Origin of the sequence: Fibrisoma montanum, from assembly GCF_003583365.1 — a bacterium.
Taxonomy (GTDB): Bacteria; Bacteroidota; Bacteroidia; order Cytophagales; family Spirosomataceae; genus Fibrisoma; species Fibrisoma montanum.
Window position 1 is genome coordinate 1 of the sequence record NZ_QXED01000015.1, and the last position, 13368, is coordinate 13368.

12 protein-coding genes are annotated in these 13368 nt (G+C 54.3%); 5 read left to right on the forward strand and 7 right to left on the reverse strand.

Going from position 1 to position 13368, the window contains the following annotated elements; all coding sequences use genetic code 11:
• Positions 1-96 precede the first annotated feature (96 nt).
• The 7 genes from DYU11_RS30355 to DYU11_RS30385 form a co-directional block, all read right to left on the reverse strand.
• The gene (locus DYU11_RS30355) at positions 97-1023 is read right to left on the reverse strand and encodes a hypothetical protein (protein WP_147368081.1); all 927 of its coding nucleotides are present in this window, start codon (positions 1021-1023) and stop codon (positions 97-99) included.
• 700 nt (positions 1024-1723) lie between these two features.
• Positions 1724-2758, reverse strand: coding sequence for a glycosyltransferase family 9 protein (locus tag DYU11_RS30360; protein WP_119671514.1), 1035 nt, complete (start codon positions 2756-2758; stop codon positions 1724-1726).
• An 87-nt stretch (positions 2759-2845) separates the two neighbouring features.
• The gene (locus DYU11_RS30365; protein ID WP_119671515.1) at positions 2846-3832 is read right to left on the reverse strand and encodes a glycosyltransferase family 2 protein; all 987 of its coding nucleotides are present in this window, start codon (positions 3830-3832) and stop codon (positions 2846-2848) included.
• Between the two features lie 99 nt (positions 3833-3931).
• A complete protein-coding gene (locus DYU11_RS30370; RefSeq protein ID WP_119671516.1) occupies positions 3932-5731 on the reverse strand; it encodes a carbamoyltransferase family protein in 1800 nt (599 codons plus the stop codon).
• On the reverse strand, positions 5728-6870 hold the full coding sequence (locus tag DYU11_RS30375) for a glycosyltransferase family 9 protein (RefSeq protein ID WP_119671517.1): 1143 nt from the start codon (positions 6868-6870) through the stop codon (positions 5728-5730). Before DYU11_RS30375 ends, DYU11_RS30370 begins: the two co-directional genes overlap by 4 nt.
• 72 nt (positions 6871-6942) lie before the next feature.
• Positions 6943-7545 carry a D-glycero-alpha-D-manno-heptose-1,7-bisphosphate 7-phosphatase gene (locus DYU11_RS30380; RefSeq protein ID WP_119671607.1) on the reverse strand — a complete coding sequence of 201 codons (603 nt, stop codon included), beginning with the start codon at positions 7543-7545 and terminating at the stop codon, positions 6943-6945.
• A gap of 12 nt (positions 7546-7557) precedes the next feature.
• Positions 7558-8880 carry a glycosyltransferase family 4 protein gene (locus tag DYU11_RS30385; protein ID WP_229366125.1) on the reverse strand — a complete coding sequence of 441 codons (1323 nt, stop codon included), beginning with the start codon at positions 8878-8880 and terminating at the stop codon, positions 7558-7560.
• Between the two features lie 243 nt (positions 8881-9123).
• Here DYU11_RS30385 and DYU11_RS30390 point away from each other — a divergent pair, with 243 nt between their 5' ends.
• The 5 genes from DYU11_RS30390 to DYU11_RS30410 all read left to right on the forward strand — a co-directional run bounded on the left by DYU11_RS30390 (position 9124) and on the right by DYU11_RS30410 (position 13263).
• Complete coding sequence (locus DYU11_RS30390; protein ID WP_119671519.1) at positions 9124-9906, forward strand: SDR family NAD(P)-dependent oxidoreductase; 783 nt, start codon at positions 9124-9126, stop codon at positions 9904-9906.
• Between the two features lie 84 nt (positions 9907-9990).
• Entirely contained in the window at positions 9991-10569 is a 579-nt protein-coding gene (locus DYU11_RS30395) for a Crp/Fnr family transcriptional regulator (RefSeq protein WP_119671520.1), read from the forward strand.
• A gap of 126 nt (positions 10570-10695) precedes the next feature.
• Positions 10696-11355 (forward strand): hypothetical protein, encoded by a 660-nt coding sequence (locus DYU11_RS30400; protein ID WP_119671521.1) that lies wholly within the window; start codon positions 10696-10698, stop codon positions 11353-11355.
• Positions 11356-11385: 30 nt separating this feature from the next.
• Entirely contained in the window at positions 11386-12117 is a 732-nt protein-coding gene (locus DYU11_RS30405) for a DUF4386 domain-containing protein (RefSeq protein ID WP_119671522.1), read from the forward strand.
• Between the two features lie 264 nt (positions 12118-12381).
• Positions 12382-13263, forward strand: coding sequence for an Rpn family recombination-promoting nuclease/putative transposase (locus tag DYU11_RS30410; RefSeq protein WP_229366126.1), 882 nt, complete (start codon positions 12382-12384; stop codon positions 13261-13263).
• Positions 13264-13368: the final 105 nt, after the last annotated feature.

Here is a 13368-nt window from a genome sequence, read left to right on the forward strand (position 1 = left end):
AAAAAGGAGAAATTGCATCCCATTGAGGGTCGGTCAGTTTAGAAAACTGTTTAGTCACAGCTTTGGAGTTTGGTCGCTACAAAGGTGACCCGATCCTCAATATTCTTTATTTCCCAACACTCTCTTATGTTCACCAAAATTAATCTCGAACTGCCCGCTAGCTGCAATCTTCTCTCTCCTGAGTTGAGAGCTTTGATTTGTTGCTGCTAAATCCACACCTCTTATAATTTCCTGCACAGTTAAAACTCTATTTTGGGTAACTTTAATGATTCCAGATTCATCAATTTGCCTGTTTTGCTGTAGTACGCATCTTATCGCTGTTCCATTCATAAATTCAATTTTTTTATCAAGTACGTCGTTTTTGAACTGTTTATCAGACATTTCAAAACTTATTACTTTGCCGTTATATAATCCCTTCCAATTGAAATTTCCTTTCTTTAAAACGGGAGATATAATTTCAATAATAGCATTGTCATCTATTAAAGAAGCAACATTATCACTATGCAATATAAAATAAGCGAATGCAGACTTCTTTATTGTTTTGGCTTCTTCAATAGGTTTGTTATTGAAGTTTAATCTTTGAACTGATAACTTATCTATTTTGGGGTACGTAACCAAACGCTTGTAAAAATTAGATCGGCGCCAGTTTACTTTATAATCTTCGTCAAGGATATCAAGTGCATTTTGTAGTGTGTCCTCTGAAACTAATTTATCATTACGTATGGTATCTCTTATCTTTCTAAGTTCTTCACGTTTCAATTCGTTATCAAGTGACAAATTTTCGATCTGAAGACGTGTTAGTTCCTTATTTTCGACCGGTATCCTTGCAATAAAGATACTTATCAAAGTTATTAAAGTTGTAATCTGATTTGAATTTTTCCCGATAAATTTCCAGACTTCTTTTAAACCTCCTTCGTCGAAAGCTTCACTTTCTATTTCTACATCTATGTCAAAAATTAATATAATTTCTTTTGATATAGATAATAATTCTTTTTCACATTGGTTCCTAATAAAGGCATTCATTGAGTGTGAATTATCACGGAAGTAATAATGCAACTCTAATTTGTTCGCTTGCTCCGCCACTTTTTAACTATTTACTAAATATTTAATTAAGTATTCGCAGTATTTTGATTCACTGTATTACCCTAGCCTAGGTAATGGAATTTAGAATTGGGCTGCCAAGTTTCGTCATCGGCAAGCACACTGTCATTATGAAAGTGACAGCGCGAAGTGCAAAAATACCAATCAAATTCAAGACCAATCCGAAGCCTTTCACCACATACTAAACCCGTTTTTGTCGATCCGTAAGAACAGAGACGCTTACTTCGTCGGACGCAACCCACCTGATTCACTAAAGCCAAATCAGTGAGGCATTTACCCTGTCGCACGACACCGACCATCTAGTTAAACACTACTTGGCAGGACGATTCTCACGTCGTCAGGAGCGACCTAACGAGCCTAAATTTAATCTGTCACTGCGTTTCTCATGTCGCACGGAAGGCCACCCCTTCTTTTCTGGCTGTTCGGACCACCCAACATATACATGTACGCAAAAATACGGAACTGTTTCTGGTCAATAAGTAACGATTTATAGTTCCGTATCACTCAAACACGCTACAATTCAAGAATCCTTCACCAACAAATCAAGTAATTTTGTAACCTGTTTGCAAAGATTTATTTAATAGATTGATTAAGCGGCAAGGCGTCTCTGAGACACATACAATCACGACACCGTCTGTAGCAGATCCTCCACCTCGGCCAGCATGCGTTCGGTGGTCGCGTCTTTTTCCAGCACGACGCGGTGGCGTTCGCGATCCAGCGGTGCCCATTCGGCGGGGTCGGCGGAGGTGAAGATAACGACGCTCGGGGCGTGGCAGGCTGCGGCCAGGTGCGATACGCCCGTGTCGTTGCTGATCAGCACGGCGGCCCCGTCCAGAATGGCGGCCAGCGAACCAAGATCGGTCTGGCCGGCAATGCTGACCGACGGGTGACGCATCAGGCCCTGCACCCGCTGGATAATGGGCTCTTCGGCGGTTGTACCAGTCAGGACAATAGTGTACCCTTGCCCGGCCAGGGCGTCGGCTACGTCGGCGAAGCGATGCTCCGGCCACCGTCGGCCCGAAACACCCCCCGCGTGAATGCAGACGTAGGAGGTAGTCGGTTTCCGGGTTTCCAGATTCAGTACTACGCCCACTGCCGTCAGGATGGCCCCGGCTTTGGCGCGGTCCTGCGGGGTGATCGGGAACTCCAGTTGGTAGCCCTGCGCCGGAATGCCGACGTATTCCATCAGCCGCACATGGCGTTTGACCTCATGTTCTTTGTCGGGGTAGGGCATGAACAACTCCGGATAGGGCAGAAACCGTTCGGGGTGGTTGGTCGGGTGATACCCCACCACCGCTTTGGCCCCAAACAGCGTTAGCATTGCATTTACCAGCGTGCCGTTGCCCTGCATCTGAAACACCAGGTCCCACTGCCGGGTCTGCATTTCCTGCAGGAACGCAACGGATTTTGCTACGTCAAGCGGTTGCTCGGGCAAACCCGGCCAGCCGGGAAACGTAATGAATTCGTCGAAAAGGTGGTGGTAACGCTCAACGAACTCACGGGCCCAGGGCAGGGCGATAAGGGCAATGTGTGCATCGGGGTACGCCTGGCGAAGCGCCCGAAATGCCGGTACGGCACAAAGCAGATCGCCAAGCTTTATGGCGCGTAAAACGGCAATACGCTGGGGAGAAGCGGGGAGGGAATTGTGGGGTTGCATGGCAGGGTGTCGGATTGGTCGATACTACGCGTTGGCCGGAAGCACGAAGCGCTGATCGTTCGTGCTTCCGGATGTCAAAAGCGAAACCTACCAATACAATACTCGATACTTGAAGGCACCGTACAACCGCCAGTATACCGACAGGAACGGCGTTGGTACGGCCGTCAGGATGGCGTGTTTGATGTCGAGCCACCGCCATTGACCCTCGGGTAATCGGCGGATGGTCAGATCAGCCGTAGACAGCAGCCAGACCGACAGACCGGCCGTGGCCACGAAGCCGCTGAACGGCATGGCCAATAGCCCAAGCACACTGCCCGCAACGGTCAGGTAATACTGAAACACCAGCCCCCGGTACGCCGGAATCCGTTCGCGGAACAGGTCCGGGTGCCGTTTATACAGCAAGGCATCATACCGGTTCTTCCGCTCGTCGCGCAGGGGAGCGTACCAGGGCGCTTCGCGTAGCGGATGCACAATCACCGCTTCGGGGCACTTCGTAACGGGGATGCCCAACTCCAGAAACTTAAACTGCAGGTCGCTGTCTTCGCGCCAGGCGATGTCGAACGCTTCTTCAAATCCACCGACGCGCTGTAACGCGATCCGGGAACAGAAACAGTTGGCCGTCACAAACTCCGCCGTTTCGAGCAGGGCCGTGGTACGGTCGTGGTGCGTGGCCTGGTTGGGCAGCGGCATACGTACCGAGCCGGTAACGACCTGTGCTCCCCTCCGGAAGCAGACCAGCGCGGCCGACAACCAATCGGGCTGCGGTACGCAATCGTCGTCGGTAAAGGCCACAACCCGGCCCCGGGCTGCCCGCCAGCCCCGGTTGCGGGCGGCAGCCGGACCCCGCCGTTCGGGCTGGCCCAGGTAGCGAATCTCCAGCGGGCCACCCTGCCGGGCCACCCGTTTCGTGAACTGCCAGACGGCCTCGGCCGTTTCGTGCGCGTTGCCGTCGTCAACTACAATGATCTCGAACTGGTCGCGGGGCAGGGTCTGCCGACTCAGGGCTTCCAGACATTTCAGTAAAAGGGCCGGTCGCTGATGCGTTGGAATCACGACCGAAAACTCCGGTGTCATGGTATTGTGTAGTTAACTGTATTTAGCGTTATGTTCCAGGTTTCAGGGCCGCCTGACAGGATATCTGCTGGAACCCGAAATCTGGAACGGTACCTTTCTTTAACTAAAGAGCGGCTGGAACTCCTTCGAGACGGCCTCGCTCTGGCGCGACCAGCTGCTGCCGGTTTTCTCCAGCATGAACGAGCCTATCACCAGCGCATCGAGGGGCGAGGTCCAGAACGACTCCACGGCATCGCGCGGGGTGCAGACTACCGGTTCGCCCTGCGTGTTAAACGAGGTATTGATCAGCACCGGTACGCCCGTTTTCTCCCGAAACGCCTTCAGCAGCCCGTAGTACGATGGGTTTTGCCCCGCGTTGACGGTCTGGATTCGGGCCGTTCCGTCGGTGTGGGTTACGGCCGGAATCTCGTGCTTTCGCTCCGCCCGAACGTCGTTTACAAACAGCATGAACGGCGACTTGCGGGCGTTGACGAAATACGTATCGGCGTATTCCTCCATCACCACCGGCGCCACCGGCCTGAAATCCTCGCGGTCTTTCAGATCGTTCAGTTTCGCCTGCATCTCGGCCGGGAACGGGGGCGCCAGAATCGAACGAGCGCCCAGCGCCCGCGGACCAAACTCCATACCCTGCTGGAACCAGCCGATGATATGCCCGTCGGCAAGATACTCAGCGACTTCTTCCGCTACGTTATCCAGCTTTTTATACGGTAGCTTCGACCACTGCAAAAACCGCTCTATTTCGTCATCGGCAAATTTGGGGCCAAGATAGGCGTGCTCCATCTCGTAGCTTCGTTCATTCACATTACGTTGCTGCGCGTCAACCCACATGGCCGCACCGAGGGCCGTACCGGCATCACCCGCGGCCGGCTGCACCCAGATGTTTCTGAACGGTCCCCGGTCGCGAAGCCGGGCGTTCATGACGCAGTTGAGTGCGACGCCACCCGCCATACATAGGTTCTCCGCACCGGTTTTTTCGTGCAGCCACGTAATGAGCTGCAACACCGTTTCTTCCAGTACGGTCTGCACCGAGTGCGCAATGTCGAAGTGGATGGCTTCCAGCGGACCACCCTTGTCGCGGGCGGGGCCGAACGTCTCTTCCAGCTTCAACGGCGCAATGGTGTACTGCCCATCCTCACTTATTCGAATGAGACTACGGAAATAATCGACGTAGGTTGGTTTTCCGAAGGAGGCCAGGGCCATGACCTTGTATTCGTCCGACGAGTGAAGGAAGCCGAGGTAGCTCGTCATCTGCTCGTACAGGAGGCCCAGCGAATGGGGCAGGGCTACTTCGCCCAGGAGTTCCAGCTGGTTGCCGTTACCCATCCAGTAGCTGGTCGATACCTGCTCCCCGCGTCCGTCGAGCACCAGCACGGCCGCTTTCGTATACGGGCTCGGCAGAAAGGCGCTGGCTGCGTGGGCCAGGTGATGGTTGACAAAGTGCCACTGCCCGAGGGTGTCGAGCGTAGCGCCTTTGAAGCGTTTCGAGAGGTGCAGCGGCACCCCGTCGACCAGGTGCCCCGGTGCGTTCAGGATCGCCGACAGGAACATCCCGGCGTAGGGGTTTTCCCAGGCCAGTCCGCCGTTGGGGTTGAGCGACGTACGGGTGCCTTCCGGCCGCAGGGGAATCTCTACGGTCAGTTTGTCCTGATGGTCGCCCAGCAGCGGATGCGGGTCGAAAGAGTAGGCGATGTGGTCAACCTCGTGGAGGGTAATACCGGCGGTTTTCAGGCAGAAGTCAATGGCGTTGTAGGGTAACTCCCAGGTCGAAAACGGAACGGGTCGTTTGCCGTGTTTGATGTGCGTGAAGCGTTCTTCTTCGGCGGCTGCCAGCACCACACCGTCTTTAACAAGGGCTGCGGCCGGGTCGTGGAAAGCCGCATTGATACCAAGCGTGATCATGCGTTGAGTAGTCGGTTTGCGTAGGAAACTAATTTAGTTAATACGTTGACGGGCTGCGGAGCCAGCTCCCGCACCGCCCGAACGATGGCCTCGGGTGAAGCAACGGGTTCGGCCGGCTCCGGGAATTGCTGCAGCAGCACATTTTTGGAGCGAAGGGCTTCGGGTACGTCGAAATACAGGACCCGGCCGGCTACCTGCCAGGGCGTGTGCTGCGGGTTGGTTTTGGCGTAAAGCACCACCACGGGCGTACCGACGGCAGCCGCCAGATGAACGGGCCCCGTGTTGTTGGCGATCAGGACCGGCGCTTCGGCAATCAGGGCAGCCAGCGTACTCAGGTCCATCGTGCCGGCCAGGTTGAACGCATCGGGGCCGATCTGCTGGCAAATGCCGTCAACGTAGGCCCATTCCGATGCGCTACCGGTCAGGATGATCTGATAATCGTAGATATCGGCCAGGCGATTCGCTGCTTTCACGTAACACTCGGCCGGATAACGCCGTTTTTCTTCACTAACCCCCGGGTGCAGAATGAGCCACGGCCGGTTTGGACTCACGCCCGTTTCTTTCAGGAGATTGATGGCCTTTTCCTGCGCTCCTTCCGGGATTTGCAGCGACAGGCGGGTGTCGTCGGTGTAGCAGCCAATGGCCCCCACCAGATCCAGTTGCCGGTCTACCTCGTGCCGGGTCGCAACCAGCACTTCGGGGTCCGGAATCCAGTCGGTTATGAGCCGATACGGGTTCTCGCGGCAGTAGCCCAGCACACGCGGAATACCGGCCAGGTAGCACAGCATAGCGGCCGGGAGCGGATTCTGACTCTGCACCGTAAACAGGATGGCCGCATCGAACCGCCCCCGCCGAATCGTTTCGGCCATCTCGACTACGCTGGCCGGGTCGTGCGCTGTCTCGCCCTGACGAACCCAGGGAACATCAAACGCAAGTACGTCGTCAATCTCAGGAATCATCCCAGCCACGGCCGCTCCCACCGGCGACGTCAGCAGGGTCAGGTGGCAGTTGGGGCAGGTATCTTTCAACGCCCGGAAGGCGGGGGTTGTCATCAGCACGTCGCCAAAGTTGTCAGGTCGTACGCAGAGGATGCGTAACGGCTTGCCGCTAAGTAGGTTATCCCAGTAAGTTTCGTTCATAGCGTTGCGTCAGTTTCGAATATACCTGCGTTTAGTCGCGGTACTGGTTAACGAAAGAAACGGGGGCAGAGATTAATAGCTATAGCCTGCGGCCGGCTTTTCGATTGCGCGGGCAGCCGGACCTGCCGAAAGGATCAGATCGGCGGCTTCGGCAAGGTCACGCACCGTAGCCACCGGTTCGCGGAAAGGCCCGGACTTCCACTCGGTTTCGTTGCCCCGGTCGACCAGAATTGACCGGCATCCGGCGCGGTTGCCGGCTTCAACATCGTTCAGGATGTCGCCGATCATCCACGAATGGGCCAGATTGATGCCGTGTTCCTGTGCGGCCTGAAGCAGCATACCCGGCTCGGGTTTGCGAAGTCCGCAGCGAATGGCATACGGCGCTACGGTCCCATCCGGATGGTTGGGGCAATAGTACCAGGCCGCCAGCCGTACCCCGAACGGAGCCAGTAGCTCATTCAGCGTCGCGAATACGGCGGGCAGGGCGTCTTCCGTAAAATAGCCCCGGGCAACCCCGGCCTGGTTCGACACCACTACAAACTGATACCCTGCCCGCTGGAGTTTCTGCAGGGCAGGTCCGGCTTCCGGATAAAGCGTAATCAAGGCCGGATCAACGTTGTAGGGGATATCGGGGATGATCGTCCCGTCTTTGTCGAGAAAAACTGTGCGCTGCATTACCATCCGGACTTAGTTTTCAGACGTTAACACCCGGGATGGGTCTGGTTCAATCGCTGGCGGATCGATAACCCGGCGTTTCAGTCGGGCCGGGGTCAACTGCCCCGCCAGAATCAGTTCATACAGATTGGCGGTTTGCTGAGCCACCTGAAGCCAGGTGTACGCTTCCTGAACGTGCCGGATTGCCTCATCGCTCAGCAAGTCGCGGAGTTTCTGGCTATACAGCAAAGCCGCCAGCTTGGCCGCCAGGGCCGGTGGGTCGTTGGGAGGAACCAGAAACCCGGTTTCGCCGTCGAGCACGGTATGTTTGATGCCGCCCACCGCCGAACCTACAACGGGCGTCCCGCAGGCCATAGCTTCGAGGGGGGTAATGCCAAACGGTTCGTAGAGGGGCGTAGTCACGAAAACGTCGGCGGCACTGTAGTAGTACCGCAGGGTTTCGCGCTGCCGCCTACCCGTAAACGTCACCTGATCGGTTACGCCTTCTTCGTCGGCAATCTGTTGCAGGCGGCCAATCTCGGGTGTCTGCTGGGGATCGGGCAAATCAGACTCGCCCCCCACAATCAGCAGCCGGGGCGTCATGCTGTAGGACCGGCGCAGCCAGCCCAGCGCACGTACGACATTATCGACGCCTTTGCGCGGCACCATCCGGCCCAGTTGCAGGATGATCGGCTCGTTGGGGTCCAGCCCCAGCACCATCCGGGCCAGGGGTTTTTCGATCGGGTAAAATTCGTTGGGGTTGTATCCGTTTGGAATGGTGAAGATTTTTACCGGGTCAGCGATGTACAGATTAATCAGATCGTCGCGATCCTGCGGGCAGAGCGCAATCAGGGCGTCGGCCTCGCGGATGACCCGTTGCTCAACCGTAAACCGTTCGGCCGGAAACCGGTCGCAGTCGCCCTGCATCTGCTTGCGAACTTCACCGAGGGCATGGAACGTAACGGCGAAGGGAATCTGCAATGCACGCTTGATGTTGGCCGCCACCAGCCCCGACATGAAGAAATGGGCGTGTACCAGTCGGTAGGGATCGCGTTCGTGTTTAATGAAGCGGACGGTGTTTTCGGTAAACTCGTCCATGTAGCACAGCAACTCTTCTTTTGGAACAAAGTCGACCGGGCCGGCTTTGATATGAATAACCCGAACCCCGGGTTTCCAGTCGACCGTTTCGGGGAGGGCGTCGTTGTCCCACCGGGTAAAAATATCAATCTGATAGCCCAGTTTTGCCAGGTGTTGCGCCAGTTCGGCCACGGCGATATTTTGTCCGCCGGCATCAACACCGCCGATCAGTGCCAGCGGAGATGCATGTTCACTGATTAATGCAAGTTTCCATTCCATTGAGTAATGCTTTGATGATAAATGCGCAGAACCGAAGTAGTCTTCTAACCTGATATAGTAAGAAAGGTTGTCGAAAGTCAACATGAAGAACCGTTTATGTTCAAATTATGAGGAAACGGGCCAGGGCTTTTTTCGATGGATGCAACGGCTGGATAAAATCCTGATAATATGTAGTTTTACGCCGGAAATGCGCCTTTTTGCAGTAGTAACTTTTTATTTTTCTGCGGATTTACAACTCTCATTATGACACGAATAGCGTTGATTACCGGGGCATCGTCGGGCATTGGTCTTGCCACCGCCGAAGCGTTTGCTGACCTGGGGTACAGCCTGATTTTATGCGGTCGTCGGCAGGAACGACTTGATGAACTGGCCGAGAACCTTCGGCAGCGGACCAGCCAGGACACGGCCGATGGCGAGGCTCCTTCCTTCACTACGCTCAACTTTGATGTCCGCGACCGGAACGCCGTTGAGTCGGCTATCGGTAGCCTGCCCGACGAGTGGAAAGCAATCGACATTCTGGTCAACAACGCCGGTAATGCCCACGGAATGTCTCCCATTCAGGACGGCGACCCGGCGGATTGGGATCTGATGATCGATGGGAACGTACAGGGGTTGCTCTACGTATCGAAAGCCGTCATCCCGGGTATGGTTGAGCGGAAACGCGGCCACATCGTGAACCTGAGTTCGATTGCCGGGAAGCAGACCTACGCCAACGGAGCCGTGTACTGCGCCAGTAAAGCCGCCGTCGAAGCCCTGAGCGAAGGGATGCGGCTGGATCTGACTCAGCACGGGATCAAGGTAACCAACATCGCGCCGGGAGCCGTCGAAACGGAGTTCTCGATGGTACGTTTCAAAGGGGATGCCGACCGGGCCGCGAAGGTGTACGAAGGGTTTACGCCCCTGACGGCCGAGGACATTGCCGATACGATCGTCTATGCCGTTACGGTCCCGGCCCACGTCACCATCGCCGACCTGACTATTCTGGCGAGCGCTCAGGCTGCCGCCACGACGATTCACCGGAAGTGATCGTTGCCGCAGATACACGGATTTGCGCCGAAAAAAGACGTAATTAGTAGCAGAAAATTTGCGTAAATCCGTGTATCTGAGGTTATGTTCGACCGCTTGAAAACCAGTCTGGAGCGCCTGCTGCCCCTTACCCGTGAGGAGTTTGTTTACTTCGTGACCCTGCTGACGCCCCGTAAGCTGGCTAAGCACGAGTACTTTTTGCGGGCTGGGGAGGTATGTACCCAGATTGCCTTTATCAATCAGGGGTGTCTGCGCTATTATTACCTCAAAGACGGCGATGAATTCAACGGCCAGTTTTTTTTCGAAGGCGCCTGGATCGGCGATTACCAGAGTTTTCTGACCGGGCAGCCTTCCATCCAGTATTTTGATGCCCTCGAAGACGCCGAACTGCTGGTAATGCAGCACACCGATCTGCAAAACCTCTATGCTGAACTACCTAAGTTTGAGCGCTTCGGGCGGGTACTGGCCGAGAACGTCGTGATCGGTTCGCAGCGCCGAACGGCCTCCCTGCTGTTCGACACGCCCGAAGAACGCTACCTCAAACTGATCAAAGAGCGGCCGAAGGTGATGGAGCGAATCCCCCTGCACCACATTGCGTCGTACCTCGGTATTAAGCCCGAGAGCCTTTCCCGCATCCGCAAACGGCTGGCTGAGAACCGCTGATCCTGCTTTTCTTAACCCAGGTTAAGTACGTACCGGACGTATCTAACTAAAGTCAAGGTTTTTGCCCCTTGCGACGGTGCACCTTTGTCATGTAGTTCAAGACAATCAAACAAACAGACAAAGCACATGAAAACGTCGCACTTCACACTGGCTTTCTGGAGTACTGCCTTACTGGTATCCACAACCGTTCGGGCACAGAACGCTGAGCCGGCTCCGGCCAAACTGCCCATCTACGGCAACATCAGCATTGGCTATGGGAATACGTTTTTCTCGGGCCGACTGGCCGAGAAAGAAACCATCAACGACGGCCGTGGGTTTGGCCGCAACCAGGGAAACACCCTGACAACCTGGTTCTACGTAGCGCCGGCCCGCTGGAAGGGGCTGGGCGTTGGTACGGGGGTCAAAGGGTTCTTTGCAACCCCCAATAACGGCGGCAACAAAGAAACGTACCTGTTCAACTACTACCACGTTGGTCTGGGGGCAAAATACTACCTGCTGAGTAAAACATTCAATAAAGGGTTCAACCTGAAGAGCAGCTTCGGAATCGGGCAGATGACCGAGAAAACCAAATACAACGACACGCGTACGTACGAGCATCAGTTTGCCGTCGGAACAACCCTGCTGGTTGGTATGGGCTACTCTATCCCCGTATTCAACAAACGGTCGGCGCTCAATATCGACTTCGACTTTGAAACTTCCAATCGGCGGGGCGACGTAACGGGCCTTGGCGAGAACCAGTCTTTCCGCAACAGCCATGTTAGCCTGAATGTAGGCCTTGGCTTTTAAGTCTTCCCTCGCTTATACCGTAAAGGAATCATGCAAGCTGTACTCAATAGTTCGGAACAGATCGTTCGTTACGACCGTAGCCATACAAAGGAATGGCTGTTTGGCCTGCTCATCGTCGAGATTATCACCGTGTTAACCCCCGTTGGTGTGCTGTCGTCGTCTTTCCGTTTTCCGGACATTCTGCGTGAACCCGCTGCTGCGGCTCTGCCGCTGTTTTCGGCCAACCAGTCGATTATCGTTCCCGCTTATTACGTCTTCATGCTGTCGGGGTTATTATACCTACCCATATCGGTCCTGATTCGGAAGCAGTTTACCGGAACGGCAACCCGTTCGCTGCTTGATCTGCTGGTTGGCCTGGGTATTGCCACGGCCTTGTTTCAGGCCATTGGATTCTGTCGGTGGCTGTTTGCGGTACCCTACCTGGCGAAAACCTACGAACAGGCCGCTGGTAACGCACCTCTCCGGGCATCAGTTGCGTTGCTCTACGACACCCTGAACCGGTATGCCGGCATGACCATCGGCGAACACCTGGGCTTTGTAGCGATGGGAAGCTGGACGATCTGCCTGGCCCTGGTCCTGTCGAAAACCGGCGCGCCCCAGTGGCTTCGTGGTGGGGGTATATTAATCGGTGCGCTGATTATTCTCAGCGTAGCGGAGCATTTCGGAACGGCGTGGTCGGGGTTTTTCGGCCTGGTTAATTTCATTGCCAACGCCCTCTGGACGGTGTGGCTGCTGGTGCTGGCCGTGCGCATCATTCGCTGAGGTCAGGCAGTGCTCGAAATATTCCCAAACAATCGCGGCACCCTTCAACCAAACTTTCCACTTTAGATTGGATCAGTTTATTGGGTGGAGGTCAATCAGATGTTCCTGCAACAGATTCGGTGAGTTAGGGGCTGCTTTTAAGCAGATAAATCAATTCGAAATCTCAAACCTTTGGACGCAATGGTGTTCGATTTAAAATCATTGTGTTAGTAGGCTAAGCCATTCGCCATAGAAGATTGGTAATTTTGTTCAATGCGAATTAATTTGAACGACCCCGATGCGCTGTTTATTCCACTGGTCTCCGACTACGGGTTCAAAGTGGTTTTTGGCAACGAAAAGAACACGATCTTTCTGCGGAAAGCTTTACAGGCCCTCATCCAGTCAGAAGTGCCCATCCGTGAAGTTTACTTCGACAAGAATACTTTTGATGCTATCGTTAAAGACAGCCGGGGTGGTATCTATGATTTAGCTTGCATTGATGAGCAGGGCAATCACTTCATCGTGGAGATGCAGGTGTCCGACGCGCCCTACTTCTTCCAGCGCATGAAATTTTATGCCTTTCATAAGTTCAACTCGCTGGTGCAGAAGGGCAACTTCGATTATAATAACTTGGATCGTATCTATTGTATCGGTATCTTAGCCAACAACATATTTGCTGGCCCAGACTTTCATACCATTGCTGCGATCCGCAAGTCAGATGGCGAACTGATTGACGAGCAGATTACCGCCCGGCGGCCTGGTTATGTCACTGTTGAACTGGACAAGTTCAGACTAACGGCTGACGAAGTACAGACGGATTTGGAGAAACTAGTGTACACCATGAAGACCATACACACGACAACCCAGCCCACACAATTCCCAGCTTTTTGGAACGAGGAGTGGTTGCAGGTGGCTATAAATGAGCTGGACAAGCGCAAGATGACTCCTGATGAGCGGTTTGCATACGAACGCACCTTGGCCATCAACGCTGAAGCCATCCGGGTGGTGAATGCTCAGATAGAAGAAGCTAAACTAGAAACTAAGCGAGAAGCAATCATCAAGATGCTGCGAGGTGGAAAGTTAGCCATAGGGGAAATTGCGGAGTATAATGATGTTTCTGATAGCGAAGTTGAGCGGATACAGCGAGAGCTTCGTTTAGCTGACTAAATTGTAGTGAAAGAATGAGCCTTTAAGGTAGCACAATGTGCTGACGAAATCCTATTGAGAGCCTGTAAATACAGAAAACGCCCCACGTATGGTTATGCGTGGGGC